Consider the following 12,821-nt stretch of genomic DNA (forward strand, 5'->3'; position numbering starts at 1 on the left):
TACGCTTCGGAGATGACCGACGAACTGTCCCCGGTGGCCAAAGTCGACGCTCTCGCCGCCGAACTGGAACAACTCGATGCTCGACGCGTCGCCATCGGAGTCGAGCTGGTCAACCTGCAATTCGGTCTCGACGGAGACGCAAAAATCCGCGCGACCGAGGTGTTCCACAGCGACTACCTGGAGCGTCTGTTCACACTGGTCGACCGATTGCGCTCAGACGAGTAGAGCTCCGGTCGCTTCACACCGAGTCCTGGTCCGATAACACCGTGAGTCGAAAGTCCCTCAGCGACAAAGTAAGTGCTGCCAATGCTGCAATCAGTACTCCCCCGATCGGAAACACCAACCACGGATGATCGATGGTCGGGCGGAAGGTTGCTCGATCTTGGTCACCCTCTAGATATGCCGTGTATGCCGTCCAACCGAAGTCCGACGCCGGTGGAGTGATGTCGGTCCCTCGCTGCCAAAAGGACAGCACCTGACCGGACAAAGGCTCGGAGGCCAGTTCTGCACGCTGCGGCGGCCAGTGCGTCCAAGCCAGTGCGCTGCTGGCTCCAAGAGCCGCGCCGATCACGATCAGCAACATGAACAGCTGGAGGCGACTGCGCTGGCGATCCTGAACGATGCGCAGACCCGAATCGACGAGAAACGACGCCGCGATCAATCCGATCGCCAACCCAGCTCCGGCGAGGTAGAGGGATGCGGGGAACCAATTCGGTCGGATGTACTCAGTACCGATGCCTGACGCAACGTCGGACGAACCAGCTACGGCGACATGCCAGACAACCGCTGCCGCGCACCCGACCGATGCACCGACTGCAGCCAGCACTGCTACCAGCGTCTTGCCTGACGGCCTCTCCACTGTCGGGACTCTAGCCGACATGGCCGCCCCGGCAACCGACGGCGTGAGAATGCGGTGGCATCGGGCACCGAGTCAGGCTACGGTGTGGCGGTGAGTTCACCCGAGGCATCCAGATTCGAGCTACCGGTACCCCGGTAGCTCGACAAACCCGAAGCACTCGATCACGAAGAATTCGGTGAGCACCTGTGTACCGGTCCACTTGTCCTGGACCCGTCTCACATTCGGAGAAACCTCCATGCCACCGCTCGTATTCTTGCTTGCCTCTGCCGTTTTCGCCTAGGGAACATCCGAGTTCATGCTCGCCGGGCTGCTCACCGACATCGCTACCGACCTCCCCACAACAGTTCCCCGTGCGGGAATGTTGACCTCGGCGTTCGCACTCGGCATGGTCGTCGGGGCACCGGTCATGGCAGTCGCTACCCGTCGGCTGCCGCCCCGTGCGGCACTGTCCACCTTCTTGGCGGCTTTCATCGCAATGCACGTAATCGGCGCGACAACAACCAGTTACCCGGTGCTTTTCGCCTCTCGGGTGCTGGCCGCCTTCGCCAACGCCGGGTTTCTGGCACTCACGTTGGCCATGGTCGCAGCGCTGGTCACACCGGATCGCCTCTCGCGCGCCGTCGCCACCATCCTGGCGGGCACCACTCTTGCCTTGGTGCTCGGTGTACCCGCCGGGACACTGGTCGGGGCACTTCTGGGTTGGCGTGCCGCGCTGTGGGGTGTGGCATTGCTGTCGGTTCCCGCCCTCGTCGCTGTGACAATCGCGGCGCCCGCCACACAGGGCCGGCGGGAAGCTGGTTCGCTGACTACCGAATTCGCTGTCCTGCGCCGACGCCCGCTGTTTCGCGTCCTCGCTCTCTGCGTCCTTGTCAACGGTGCCACCTTCTGTTCGTTCACCTACTTGGCTCCCGTCGTCACCGAACGAGCGAAATTACAGACTGCGATGGTGCCGGTGGTCCTTGCGTTGTTCGGGCTCGGAGCCCTGGCTGGAGTGTGGGCTGCCGGAAGGTTCGGTGACCGCTACGCAACGAGGCTCGTGCCACTGAGCGGCGCAGCGCTTCTCGTTGGTTGGTGCCTGTTCGCGCTACTTGCCCAGTATCCGATCACCGTGATCGTCTTGGCCTTCGTACAAGGAGGGCTGTCGTTCGCACTCGGCAGCACACTGGTGAGCCGAGTGATGCGCAACTCGGCCGGTGCGCCGACAATGTCCGGTGCGTTCGCAACGGCCGGCCTGAATATCGGTGCTGCGACCGGGCCCGCTCTCGGCGGCCTGGTCTACGGTTCGGCCCTCGGAGCGGTGGGGCCTCTTGCCGCCAGCGCAGTACTGTTGGCTATCGCTCTTGTGGTGGCTGTCCTGTTGACCTGAAGTTTGGTTGAGGTTTTAGGCTCATTTTCATGACAACCAACCGACCGATGCAACCGCCCGAGCGTCAGCCCATCGGGTTCTGGACCGCCCGCGCAGGGGAAGCCATTCGAGCACGGACCCGTGGGGCACTCCACGATATCGGCGTCACTCAACCCCAATGGTGGCTCCTGCACCAGATTTCACTGCATCCGGCAGGGGCTGATCGCGCCGAGACGATCGAGAAGATCGGCCACAACGACACCCCGGAAGCAATAGTCGAGGCCATCGAATCCGCGCGCGCCGAAGGCTGGATCCTGGAATCGAATTCACGCATGAAGTTCACACCAGAAGGTCTCGACACCTTTCGGCGCGCGGCCGATCTGCAGAACATGCTGCAGAACGAGCGCATGAGCGGCATCAGTGAGGCCGACTTCGTCACCACCATCGAAGTCCTGCAACGAACAATCAAGAACGTGGGAGGCGACGCCTGGCATTGGTGACAATCAGGTACGTCACGTCACCTCGGCCCTCGTGTGCGAGGATGTCGGCTGTGCGAGCACTCGTCGGTCTCTCGACGATCTCGGTAGTGTGCTCGGTGTCGATCGTGTTGTACGCCGCGGTGCATCTGGCGACGACCGGAATCATAGAGACGGGCCCGCTTTTCGAGATCATGGTCGTCCTACCGGCCGTGGCCGCCGTCGTGACCTCGCTTCTCGGTGGACTGGTCGGTCTCGGCGCGCTGATCCGTCGCTCGAGCCGGAATTCCCCCTTCGTGCTCATGACCGTCGGGCACGTAGCGGCCAGCGCTGGCGTTGTCGCCGTCGTCATATGGTCGACGCGGGCAACGGCGTCGGGATGGGATCTGCTGCTTGTTCCAGTGCCGATTCTGCTGGGACAACTTGCCGTAGTGGCTGGACTCGGTGTGCTCATGTTTCGCCGTCGTCATGCTCGCCCTCGAAATCGGGACGCCCACAGCGAATCCGAGGACTGATCCCCATCCGAGAGCCTCGAATCGTCGATGACGAATGCATGAACGACTCAGGACTTCACGTGCCCGAGCGGGCTTCACAGGCAGCCGCTGCGAATGCAGCCATGCTCGAGAATCTCATGTCGTAGCTGTACTCGCCGTTGGGTTCTGGAGTCGCGCCCCAACCCGGCCGGTCCTCACGGCGGTCGATCCACACCGACGGGATGTCGTGACGCTTGGCGGGCACATGATCGTGGAACAGACTCTGCGCAACGTGGAGCAGTCGCGACCGGGGCACGCCGAGGTCCTCGAGGACTCCATCAACGGCGTCGAAGTGATTGTCGGCCGGCTTGTACGCCCCTACATCCTCGGCGGTGACGATGGCGTCGAACTGGACGCCGAGACGCAGATTGCTACCCGCGAAGCCGTCGCGGTGGACATTGGAGAGGATGACGAGCTTGTAGTTCTCGGCGAGTGCCGCCAATGCCTCGGCCGAGTCCGGGAACGCCGGCCAATCGGGGACGGACGATCCGAGTCTGCTCACCCAGTTTTCCGACACCGTAATTCCCAGCGCATCCCCGTTCCGGCGGAATGCCTCCGCGAGCACATCGGGATAGAGCGTGGCAGGTGAATCCAGTTGCACCCTCGCCTCGTTGACGGCATAGGCGGCCAGTAGCTCGTCCCCGGACAGCGACGAACCGGACTGCTCCGCCCACGGACCGAGAACGCCCAATATTCCCGCTTCCCAGTCGATCAGCGTTCCGTAGCAATCGAAGCTCAGTACGTCGTAGTCGGCAAGATTCATCCGGCGGGTACTCCTCACGAAATTCGGTGGCGGCCGACTGCTCGTGTCGAACACGCCTACATCTCCTGAGCAGCCTACTGCCTTGCGTCTGCCCTTGGCCGTCCGGATGTCTCTGCGATCGCACGACGGATGCGCGACGATCGAGGGTCACACCTGTTGCGCGACAGAGCATATCGAGCAGCTCCGTCGAGAAGCCGTCCGGCAGGTAGGATTCTGTGACAGTCGAATCGACAGGCGACGAAGGACGGCACGCATGACCACGAGCAAGAACGACCACGTACGCAATGTCGTCGACGCGCTGAGCAGGATCGACGAGCCCTGGGCAACCACACCGACTGGTCAGCATCAACGACTACGACGTCAAAGTGGTCAAACTTCTCGGCGAATTCGTCTGGCACACACACCCGGATACGGACGAGATGTTCTTCGTCCACAGCGGAGAACTCATCATCCAACTTCGCGACCGCGACGTGGTGCTCGGGCCGGGTGACGTCTTCGTCGTCCCGGCGGGAGTCGAGCACTGCCCCAGAGCGGACGAGGAGGTGTCGGCTCTGCTGTTCGAGCGGTCAGGCACCGTCAATACCGGTGATGCAAGCGGGGACCTGACCTCTCAGGTCCACGAGTTGTGACACCGATTCTGTTGAGCCACAGCGTAGAAAACGAGGCGCACCTCCGGTTCCGGTTCGGGCTCTTCGACAACATGACGGCCCAGCTCACCATGTCCTGCTCGGGCGGGGCCGAACAGTGGAGTGGCCGGTCGTGACGCCTCGGACCATGGGCCGCATCAGAAACTCGTGCGGAAAACCCAGGTCCACAGCGCTGGCGGCCTGCAGTGTCTCGAGGTGGGATGCGTCGAAGGTGACATCGAGTGCAGAGATGTTCTGCTGCAACTGTTCCACGGTTCGCGCACCGATCAGCGAGCTGGCAACAGCCGGATTCTCGAGCGTCCACGCGAGAGCCACCTGAGCAGCAGTCACGCCGAGTTCACGGGCGACATCGACGACGGCCTCCGCGATCTCGAGACCCCGCACGGTGAGCGTCCCGCTCGCCCGCGCGTGATCGCGACGGGTACCCACCGGACTGTCGGAACCGCCCGCTCCCAGGTCAGCAGCAGAGTATTTGCCCGTCAACACCCCACCGCCCAGCGGAGACCACGGAATGACACCGATACCCAATTCGTTCGCCATCGGTATCAGGTCCCGCTCGGTGGTCCGCTCGATCAGACTGTATTCCACCTGCAGCGCCGCGAACGACGGCCAGCCCCGGATGTCGGCAATGGTCTGCATGCGCGCGACCTCCCATGCCGGCGTATCCGAAATACCAAGGTAAAGAACCTTTCCCGAGCGAACCAGGTCTGCCAGCGATGCGATGACCTCGTCGCTCGGCGTCATACCGTCCCACGCATGCAGATACAGCAGATCGATGTAGTCCGTACCGAGGTTCTTCAGACTCGCTTCGACGGACCCTCGAAGACTCTTCCTGCCACCCCCACCGGCATTCGGATCCAAAGGATCACGAGTCGCCGCGTACTTGGTCGCTACGACAACCGAGTCACGTCGTCCGCGGAGAAACTCGCCGAGATAGCGTTCCGATTCCCCGTCGGTGTAGATGTTCGCGGTATCGACCAGGTTGCCCCCTGCATCGAGATACGCGTCGAAGATGCGTTTCGAGTCGTTCCTGTCGGCACCCCACCCCCAGGCTTCACCGAATGTCATCGTTCCCAACGACAACGGTGACACCCGCAATCCCGAGCGTCCGAGCAATCGATAGTCCTCCATACGCGTCATGTCCGGTCCCTCTCCTCGGTTCAGCTACCTCGATCACCGTCACAGATGCGTCGAGCAGCGGGAAGGATGCGGTCATCCTGGGACGCGCGATACCAGGCCGCGTGCGCTGAACTGCCCTACGCTGGACGGGTGAACACGACGCCACCGCGGCGAGGTCGGCACGAGCTTGCCGCATTTCTGCGTGCCCGACGCGAGGCGCTCGCGCCGACGGACGTCGGCCTGCCACCGCGGATCGGAGCGTCGCGCACACCCGGTTTGAGGCGTGAGGAGGTCGCAACGCTCGCCGGGGTGAGCGTCGACTATCTCGTACGGCTCGAGCAGGCCCGTGATGTCCGGCCCTCCGCTCAGGTGGTGCAGTCACTGTCGAATGCACTCGGGCTGTCCACTGATCAGACCGGCTACCTGTTCACCCTCGCCGGGCATCGCGCACCCGAGCGAGCCACCACCCAGAAGGTGCCCGACGGCATCGGACAGTTGATCGAGGACATCGGCCCACTCCCCGCGATGGTGCTCAACCACCGACTCGACATACTCGCCACCAACGAGATGATGGCCGCGCTACTGCTCGACATCGACAAACGACCGTCGTCGGAGCGGAATGTACTACGAATGTGCTTTCTGGACAGTCGATTCGACGGTTTCTACGACGCTCGCGACGACGTCGTCCGCGGCGCGGTCGCCGATCTTCGTGCCGCCTGGGTGAACCATTCACACGACGAGGAACTCGCAGCCTTGATCGACGAACTGGAACGAGGCAGCGCGGAATTTTCGCGCTATTGGCAGTCCCGCGAAGTATCGGTGCGCAGCCGAGGAGACAAACCCATGCGGCACCCACTCGTCGGGCCGGTGACCGTGACATTCGATGTCCTCACACCACTCGGCGACCCCGACCTACGGTTGATCGTCTACCGGCCCGCGGACCCACAATCTCGTTGTGCCCTCGACGAGCTCGGCCGGTCGCGTTCTCAGCGAAGACAGCGACACCTCCGCACGATCTGAAACCGACCTTTCGCGGCACGAAAAATCGAGACTCCATCGACGCAGTGCTCCTATCGTTTCGGGCAGAACATAGGAAGGTCACCGGCACATGCTCGAACGATGGAACGCAGCACTCGACTACATCGAGAACAATCTCGACCGCGAGATCGACCCGATCGAGCTCGCTCGAATCACCCTCACATCGGAATATCACTTTCGACGCGTGTTCTCGGCACTGGCGGGAATGCCGCTGTCGCACTACATCCGGCAACGCCGAATGACGTTGGCAGCAGCGGACATTCTCGACGGACAGAACATACTCGACGTAGCCGGCAAATACGGCTACACCGCAGACGCCTTCACCCGCGCCTTCCGAGACCTGCACGGCATCACACCATCTCGAGCACGCCGACCCGGAACTACCCTTCGTTCCCGACAAGCAGTGACATTTCACCTGACAATCGAAGGACGAAGCACCATGCGGAACCGCATCACCGAACTGCCGGCATTTCACATCGTCGGCAAAACCACCCGAATCCCACTCCGGTTTCACGGCGAGAACACCGCCATGACCGAATTCCACCGGAGCCTCACCCCAGGAACAGGCAAAAAACTACGGGAGTTCGCCGACCTGGCCGAACTCCCAGACATCCTCTTCGTCAGCGACGGCTTCGAACCCGAACGAGAAGACGGCAGCCTGTTCGACTACTACTTCGCCGTTGCCACCACATCACCCGCACCACCCGGATGGGACACTTGCCGTAGCCGCATCGACATGGGCAGTGTTCGAGACGAACAGCGACACCGCACTCGCCCCCGCACTCCAACAACTCTGGGCCGACGCCTTCAGCGAATGGTTCCCGTCCAACCCCTACGAAACAATTCCGGGACCGGAAATCCTGACCGTCACCGAAACCTCCCTCGACTGGACCTCGGGAGCGGGAGAGCTCTGGATTCCAGTCCAACGAATTCGATAATCGTGGCTGACCCCATCCCCTCCCGTTGCGGCTCGCCATGACCACTCGATGTGACGTTCAGTGGCCTTTTCGGGGGTCAATGTCACATCGAGTGGACTCGTCATCGGTGTCAGGCGATCGATTGGCCGTACACACGTGTCACCGAGATGGTGATCAGCACTCGTCGATCGGCGACCATGACTGCGCGGTATTCGTTCCAATCGGGGTGTTCACCGGCGGCGGCGCGGAAGTAGTCCACCAAGGCATCGACCTCGGGGCTCTCGGGTGACGATCCCGGCCCGGTGAGGGTAACGGTTCCTTCCGCCGTCGCCCATGCTGTTCCGTCGGCGCTGGTCACCTCGAGCGCGGCGCGAGGGTCTCGGCGTAGATTCGTCGTTTTCGCTCGCCCTTCGGTGACCGAGATGGTGATGGTGCCGGCTGCACGGTCGTAGAACGGCGTCACCGGTGAGAGCTGCGGCATTCCGCTCGCTTTGATGGTGGCGAGCACACCGATTCGGCTCTGCTCGAGAAGCGCATGTGGATCGTAGGTAGTTCCGGTCATGGTGTCCCCAATTGGTCGTCGAAACAAGCGTGCACGAGCTTTTCAACAGGGAACGTCGTCGAAGACGCCTTTGTTCCGTTCCGACTTCACGGTTGTCTGTCGTCGGTCAGCTCCGCCGCGTAGGCCCCGATTGCTCGACGGTACCTCCCCAGCGCCGGATCTGCGGCATGCAGTGCATTGAGCAACGCCTGCGCACCGTCGCCCTTGTCCCAGAGGGCGAGTGCTGCGAATGCGTCACGCGCAGAGGAGTATTCGTCCGCGAACTCGAACTCGTTCAGCACTCGCAACGCGTCGTCCTGTCGACCCAGATTGCGGAGCGAACTAGCCAGTTGAAGGCGAGCCTGGTTCTCCCTGTCGACATCGAGCCCCTCGGACAACGATGCCTCGTACAGCGGAACGGCCGCAGATTCCTCACCCAGGAAGTCTTCCAAGGACGCTCTCTCGAACAGTCCACGAGCGTCGGAACACTCTCCAACGGACAGTATTTGGTTGATCTGGATCCGCATGCGATCGGGATCGGCATCGTCCGCGTCGCGCCAGAATTCCGCTATCCGCTCTTCCCAACTCAGCATGGAATCGATCGTGCACGATGCTGCGGGCTGACGCCACCGTTGGGTCTGTCCCCACGTGCATTGTCATCGGGACACGGAGAGGGCGACGTGTCCGACTCCCCCTCCTAACAACAACACCCGCCGACTACCGGCCTACGAATTCGATTCGGTTGCCCACCCCGTCGCGGGTATGGAACCGTCGTCGACCCGGTATCTGCTCAGGGTCGGCCCACTCCACCGGGTAGCCGGCAGATTGCAACGCCACAGCGGTCGCGTCGACGTCGGCGACAAATGCGGGGTGCGCCTTCACTGCCGGCCTGAAGTCATCGTCGATACCGACATGTAGCTCGCCGTCAGGACCACCGACACCCGGCACTCGAAACCAACAGCCTCCGCGTACGGCCAGCAGCGGCGGCTTCGGGATCTCCTCCCAGCCCAAGGCTTCTGAGTAGAACGCACGCTCGAGGTTCTCGCCGCCCACCGGACACGCGACCTGCACATGATGGATCATCGTCAGAACGTACCGCCGACTCGATTGACACGCCGGTGAACGGTAGGCAAACGTATGAGCATGCAACTGAGATTTCTGGCCGGCATCTCGACGGCCTTCGCATTCAAGCTCCTGCTGATGCGAGCGCTGACACTCAAGCTGCAGCGAGACATCGACGCACTGAACAAGGGCAACTACCGCCCGCTACTGTCGTCCTTCCACCGAGACGCGGTGCTCAAATTCGCTGATGGAGACAGCCGCTGGTCGGGTACCCACCGCGGCCGCGCAGCCATCGAGAGATTCTTCCAGGACTTCGTCGCGGCCGGAATCAAAGGCCAGATCACAGAGATCTACAGCGGCGGCGCACCATGGCGCATGACCCTGCTCGTGCGCTTCGACGACCAAGCCCACGCGGCCGACGGTACCCAGATCTACAGCAACCGCACCGTGCTCCTGGTCCGCACGAGCTGGGGAAAAATCGTCTCCCAGGAAGACTTCTTCGAGGACACCACACGAATCGACGCCTTCGAGAGGAAGCTTCGGCAACTCTGAATTCGTGCTCCAATCGCCTCGATCCGCCGCGTTTGCCGGTACTCGATGTGACATTCGGTGGCCTTTTCGGGGGTCGATGTCACATCGAGTGGACTTCGGTCGAGGGGAGTGGGGTGGGGTCGACCACCATCGGCTGGGCGGTCAGGGACGTCGGTAGGTCACCTGCGGATAGGTCTCGGTGTTGGTGACGGTGGCGTGCACGTTGTACACCGTGCGCACCAGGTGTTCGGTGATCACCTCGTCCGGGGTTCCCGATGCCACGATGGTGCCGTTGTTCAGCACGATGATGCGGTCGCAGAACATGGCGGCGAGGTTGAGGTCGTGTAGGGCGATGTAGCTGCTCAGGGGTAGTCCGGCGACGAGCGTCAGGATATCGAGTTGATGTTGGATGTCGAGGTGGTTGGTCGGTTCGTCGAGCAGTAGTTCGGTGGGCTGTTGGGCGAGGGCGCGTGCGATGTGGACGCGTTGGCGTTCGCCGCCGGAGAGTGTGTGCCAGCGGCGGGTGGCTTTCGATGTCATGCCGGTGTCTTCGAGTGCTCGGGCGATGGCGGTGTCGTCGTCGGATGTGTCGCCGGCGAAGATGCCGTGGTGCGGGATGCGGCCGAGGCGGACGACGTCGCGGACGCTGATGTCGACGTCGGTGTCGGAGTGTTGGTCGACCATCGCCACGCGCCGTGCGATGCGTCGGCGACGCAGGGTTCCGAGACTGTGCCCGCTCAGCAGCACGTCACCGCTGTCGGGGGCGACGATGCCGGCGAGGATGCGCAGGAGCGAGGATTTGCCCGAGCCGTTGGGGCCGATCAGACCGATGGTCTCGCCCGCGTCGGGTTCGAAGCTGATGCCGTTCAAGATCGGGTGGCCGCCACGCGTCCAGCGTATGTCCGCTGCGTGCAGTGTCATCGGGATCTCCTGAGCCGGAACAGAATGAGTGCGAAGGCGGGCACACCGATGAGTGCCGTGACGACGCCGACGGGAATCTCCTGTGGTGCAAACACAGTTCGGGCGATGGTGTCGACCCAGACCATGAAGATGGCGCCGATCAGAACCGTCGTCGGGAGCAGTCTTCGGTGCCGCGCTCCCACGAGGAAGCGGGCGGCGTGTGGGAGCACCAGTCCCACGAATCCGATGGCTCCGGCGGCACTGACGAGGGCGGCAGTGATCAGTGCGGTGATGACGAGCAACAGTATTCGCACCCCTTTGACCGGCACTCCGAGTGATGCGGCCGCGTCGTGGCCGAAGGTGAACGCATCGAGGGCGGAGGTGTTGAGCAGGCACACCACCATTCCGAGGAGCGCGACCGTGCCGCACAGAGCCACATCGCTCCAGTCGGCACCGCTCAGGGAGCCGAGCAACCAGAACAGCACGCCGCGGGTTTGTTCGGCATCGGCCGAGGAAATGACGATGAACGACGTCAGGGCCGAGAACAGTTGGGTACCGGCAACTCCCGCGAGTACGACGCGGTCGTTGCCGCCGCCGGCCCCGGCGGCGAGAAGCATCACGAGCAGAAAGGACAGCAGTGCGCCCGCGAAGGCTCCGGTCGACAGCGAGAGAGCTCCGCCGCCGACCCCGAGCACGGCAATCACGACTGCGCCGGTGGAGGCTCCGGACGAGATCCCCAGCACGAACGGATCGGCCAGCGGATTACGCAGCAGTGACTGCATGATGGCCCCACACAGCGCCAGGCCGGCACCGCAGATCGATGCCAGCAGGGTTCGCGGCAGCCGCAGCTCCCAGACTATGCCGTCCTGAATGCGACTCACCTGCGCCGAGCCGATCCCGATGTGCGCCAGGATCACTCGGTAGACATCGGTGACGGATACGCTGGCCGGTCCGATCGTCACGGCCACTGCGATCGAGAGCACCAACACCACACCGCCACCGAGCAGAAGCGGGATCAACAATCCCCGATCGGTGCGGTTCATCGGGTGGTCAGGCCCCAATTCTGTAGAGCGGCAGCAACTTTCTCGACTCCGTCGATGGTGCGAATCGATGGGTTGAGATCGGCTCCGTTGACCACGATGTAGCGCTTGTCCTCGACGGCGGTCAGTCGGCTCGTGACGGGATTCGATTCGAGGAATTCGATCTTGCTGCCGAGTGCGTCCCCGGCGATGCTGCGCCGACTCAGATCCGCCAGCACGAGCGCGGTGGGATTGCGATCTGCAACGCTCTCCCAGTTAACCTGTGGCCATTCGTCGGTCGTGTCCGCATAGATGTTGTCGGCACCGACCGAATCGGTGATGATGCCCGAGGAGCCACAGCATCCCGCCATGTACGGGGTGTCGGTGTCGGCGAACCAGTACGCCAAGCGCACACCCGATGCGTCGACGGCACCGGAGGCCTGCGAGAAACGGTCCTGCAATTGCGCGACGAAGCGTTCCCCGCGATCACGCACGTCGAAGATTGCCGCCAGATCGCGGATCTCCCGATACACGGTGTCGATCTCGAGCGGCGTGGTGCGTGCGCCGTCGGAATTGACACTGTCGTCGGTCTTTCCGTCACAGTCTGTGGGAGAGAGATAGTTCGGCACACCGAGCTGCTCGAACTGATCCCGATCGGCGACGCCTCCCGGCCCGAGGGTTCCGCTGAAGGACGCCGAGACGAAGTCGGGCTCGGTATCCAACACCACCTCCAGGGACGGCTTGTTGTCCGCCAACCTCGGTACTGTGGAATTCTCCGATTCGAGATTCGAGCGGACCGGGTCCGTCCAGGTGGCCGTTCCGACCATGCGGTCGGCCAAGCCCAGTGACAGCAGGATCTCCGTCGAACTCTGGTTCAGAGACACCGCGCGCTGCGGAGGCGCATCGACGGTGACCGCGCGTCCACAGTTCTCGATGGTCAGCGGGTAGTCGGCGTTGGTGACGGAGACGGCGGCAGTGGGCGGTGGGGAGGAGCAGCCGGCCACGGCAAGAACGGAGACAGCGCCTAGTACGGCGAGAGTGGTACGCATCGAAGAGCTTCCTGCTTGGGGC

Annotated in this window: 16 protein-coding genes and 2 pseudogenes; 9 read left to right on the plus strand and 9 right to left on the minus strand. The window is 62.9% G+C overall.

Translation table 11 applies throughout. From position 1 onward, the window contains the following. The first annotated feature begins 12 nt into the window (after positions 1–12). Positions 13–225: an oxidoreductase gene (locus J1M87_RS20015; RefSeq protein ID WP_206491284.1), complete on the plus strand. Its 213-nt coding sequence runs from the start codon at positions 13–15 to the stop codon at positions 223–225. Positions 226–238: 13 nt separating this feature from the next. Here J1M87_RS20015 and J1M87_RS20020 read toward each other — a convergent pair whose 3' ends face one another. Further along, positions 239–859 carry a hypothetical protein gene (locus J1M87_RS20020; RefSeq protein WP_206491285.1) on the minus strand — a complete coding sequence of 207 codons (621 nt, stop codon included), beginning with the start codon at positions 857–859 and terminating at the stop codon, positions 239–241. A gap of 235 nt (positions 860–1,094) precedes the next feature. Between J1M87_RS20020 and J1M87_RS20025 the strand changes: the two are divergent. From J1M87_RS20025 to J1M87_RS20035, 3 genes and pseudogenes are all read left to right on the plus strand, one after another. Then, a pseudogene (locus J1M87_RS20025) lies at positions 1,095–2,225 on the plus strand (Cmx/CmrA family chloramphenicol efflux MFS transporter). 29 nt (positions 2,226–2,254) lie between these two features. Next, the gene (locus tag J1M87_RS20030) at positions 2,255–2,704 is read left to right on the plus strand and encodes a hypothetical protein (protein WP_241257153.1); all 450 of its coding nucleotides are present in this window, start codon (positions 2,255–2,257) and stop codon (positions 2,702–2,704) included. A gap of 50 nt (positions 2,705–2,754) precedes the next feature. Beyond that, positions 2,755–3,195 (plus strand): hypothetical protein, encoded by a 441-nt coding sequence (locus J1M87_RS20035; protein ID WP_206491287.1) that lies wholly within the window; start codon positions 2,755–2,757, stop codon positions 3,193–3,195. Positions 3,196–3,250: 55 nt separating this feature from the next. Here J1M87_RS20035 and J1M87_RS20040 read toward each other — a convergent pair whose 3' ends face one another. Continuing rightward, a complete protein-coding gene (locus tag J1M87_RS20040) occupies positions 3,251–3,976 on the minus strand; it encodes an HAD-IA family hydrolase (RefSeq protein ID WP_206491288.1) in 726 nt (241 codons plus the stop codon). A 365-nt stretch (positions 3,977–4,341) separates the two neighbouring features. On the opposite strand from J1M87_RS20040, the gene J1M87_RS28770 reads away from it, so the two are divergent. After that, positions 4,342–4,605 carry a cupin domain-containing protein gene (locus J1M87_RS28770; protein ID WP_307830875.1) on the plus strand — a complete coding sequence of 88 codons (264 nt, stop codon included), beginning with the start codon at positions 4,342–4,344 and terminating at the stop codon, positions 4,603–4,605. Positions 4,606–4,689: 84 nt separating this feature from the next. Here J1M87_RS28770 and J1M87_RS20050 read toward each other — a convergent pair whose 3' ends face one another. Continuing rightward, the gene (locus tag J1M87_RS20050) at positions 4,690–5,763 is read right to left on the minus strand and encodes an aldo/keto reductase (protein WP_206491289.1); all 1,074 of its coding nucleotides are present in this window, start codon (positions 5,761–5,763) and stop codon (positions 4,690–4,692) included. A gap of 129 nt (positions 5,764–5,892) precedes the next feature. Between J1M87_RS20050 and J1M87_RS20055 the strand changes: the two genes are divergently transcribed. The 3 genes and pseudogenes from J1M87_RS20055 (at position 5,893) to J1M87_RS28780 (ending at position 7,718) form a co-directional block, all read left to right on the plus strand. Then, positions 5,893–6,762 (plus strand): helix-turn-helix transcriptional regulator, encoded by an 870-nt coding sequence (locus J1M87_RS20055; RefSeq protein ID WP_307830876.1) that lies wholly within the window; start codon positions 5,893–5,895, stop codon positions 6,760–6,762. Between the two features lie 88 nt (positions 6,763–6,850). Continuing rightward, positions 6,851–7,093: pseudogene (locus tag J1M87_RS28775) on the plus strand (helix-turn-helix domain-containing protein); the annotation flags it as partial. Positions 7,094–7,460: 367 nt separating this feature from the next. Beyond that, entirely contained in the window at positions 7,461–7,718 is a 258-nt protein-coding gene (locus J1M87_RS28780) for an effector binding domain-containing protein (protein WP_241257268.1), read from the plus strand. 109 nt (positions 7,719–7,827) lie between these two features. Here the strand turns inward: J1M87_RS28780 and J1M87_RS20065 are convergent, their stop codons facing one another. The 3 genes from J1M87_RS20065 to J1M87_RS20075 all read right to left on the minus strand — a co-directional run bounded on the left by J1M87_RS20065 (position 7,828) and on the right by J1M87_RS20075 (position 9,321). Beyond that, entirely contained in the window at positions 7,828–8,259 is a 432-nt protein-coding gene (locus J1M87_RS20065; protein ID WP_206491291.1) for a PPOX class F420-dependent oxidoreductase, read from the minus strand. An 86-nt stretch (positions 8,260–8,345) separates the two neighbouring features. Further along, a complete protein-coding gene (locus J1M87_RS20070; protein ID WP_206491292.1) occupies positions 8,346–8,831 on the minus strand; it encodes a tetratricopeptide repeat protein in 486 nt (161 codons plus the stop codon). Between the two features lie 124 nt (positions 8,832–8,955). Further along, the gene (locus J1M87_RS20075; RefSeq protein ID WP_206491293.1) at positions 8,956–9,321 is read right to left on the minus strand and encodes a glyoxalase; all 366 of its coding nucleotides are present in this window, start codon (positions 9,319–9,321) and stop codon (positions 8,956–8,958) included. A gap of 54 nt (positions 9,322–9,375) precedes the next feature. Here J1M87_RS20075 and J1M87_RS20080 point away from each other — a divergent pair, with 54 nt between their 5' ends. Further along, positions 9,376–9,852 carry a nuclear transport factor 2 family protein gene (locus J1M87_RS20080; RefSeq protein ID WP_241257154.1) on the plus strand — a complete coding sequence of 159 codons (477 nt, stop codon included), beginning with the start codon at positions 9,376–9,378 and terminating at the stop codon, positions 9,850–9,852. Positions 9,853–9,993: 141 nt separating this feature from the next. Here J1M87_RS20080 and J1M87_RS20085 read toward each other — a convergent pair whose 3' ends face one another. From J1M87_RS20085 to J1M87_RS20095, 3 genes are read right to left on the minus strand one after another with little or no spacing between them, the layout of a single operon-like run. After that, positions 9,994–10,752, minus strand: a complete 759-nt coding sequence (locus J1M87_RS20085) for an ABC transporter ATP-binding protein (RefSeq protein ID WP_206491294.1) — start codon at positions 10,750–10,752, stop codon at positions 9,994–9,996. After that, entirely contained in the window at positions 10,749–11,774 is a 1,026-nt protein-coding gene (locus tag J1M87_RS20090) for an iron ABC transporter permease (RefSeq protein WP_206491295.1), read from the minus strand. Before J1M87_RS20090 ends, J1M87_RS20085 begins: the two co-directional genes overlap by 4 nt. Continuing rightward, positions 11,771–12,799 (minus strand): ABC transporter substrate-binding protein, encoded by a 1,029-nt coding sequence (locus J1M87_RS20095; RefSeq protein WP_206491296.1) that lies wholly within the window; start codon positions 12,797–12,799, stop codon positions 11,771–11,773. The genes J1M87_RS20090 and J1M87_RS20095 overlap by 4 nt, the downstream gene beginning before the upstream one ends. Between the last annotated feature and the right edge of the window lie 22 nt (positions 12,800–12,821).

Origin of the sequence: Rhodococcus sp. KRD162 (genome assembly GCF_017168335.1) — a bacterium.
Classification (GTDB): Bacteria; Actinomycetota; Actinomycetes; order Mycobacteriales; family Mycobacteriaceae; genus Rhodococcoides.

Excerpts from the sequence above, each read along its gene's own strand:
- J1M87_RS20085 (WP_206491294.1), bottom strand. The coding sequence starts at position 10,752 with ATGACACTGCACGCAGCGGACATACGCTGGACGCGTGGCGGCCACCCG.
- J1M87_RS20015 (WP_206491284.1), top strand. The coding sequence starts at position 13 with ATGACCGACGAACTGTCCCCGGTGGCCAAAGTCGACGCTCTCGCCGCC.
- J1M87_RS20065 (WP_206491291.1), bottom strand. The coding sequence starts at position 8,259 with ATGACCGGAACTACCTACGATCCACATGCGCTTCTCGAGCAGAGCCGA.
- J1M87_RS20075 (WP_206491293.1), bottom strand. The coding sequence starts at position 9,321 with ATGATCCATCATGTGCAGGTCGCGTGTCCGGTGGGCGGCGAGAACCTC.
- J1M87_RS20095 (WP_206491296.1), bottom strand. The coding sequence starts at position 12,799 with ATGCGTACCACTCTCGCCGTACTAGGCGCTGTCTCCGTTCTTGCCGTG.
- J1M87_RS20050 (WP_206491289.1), bottom strand. The coding sequence starts at position 5,763 with ATGACGCGTATGGAGGACTATCGATTGCTCGGACGCTCGGGATTGCGG.
- J1M87_RS20030 (WP_241257153.1), top strand. The coding sequence starts at position 2,255 with ATGACAACCAACCGACCGATGCAACCGCCCGAGCGTCAGCCCATCGGG.
- J1M87_RS20090 (WP_206491295.1), bottom strand. The coding sequence starts at position 11,774 with ATGAACCGCACCGATCGGGGATTGTTGATCCCGCTTCTGCTCGGTGGC.
- J1M87_RS20080 (WP_241257154.1), top strand. The coding sequence starts at position 9,376 with ATGAGCATGCAACTGAGATTTCTGGCCGGCATCTCGACGGCCTTCGCA.
- J1M87_RS20040 (WP_206491288.1), bottom strand. The coding sequence starts at position 3,976 with ATGAATCTTGCCGACTACGACGTACTGAGCTTCGATTGCTACGGAACG.
- J1M87_RS20070 (WP_206491292.1), bottom strand. The coding sequence starts at position 8,831 with ATGCTGAGTTGGGAAGAGCGGATAGCGGAATTCTGGCGCGACGCGGAC.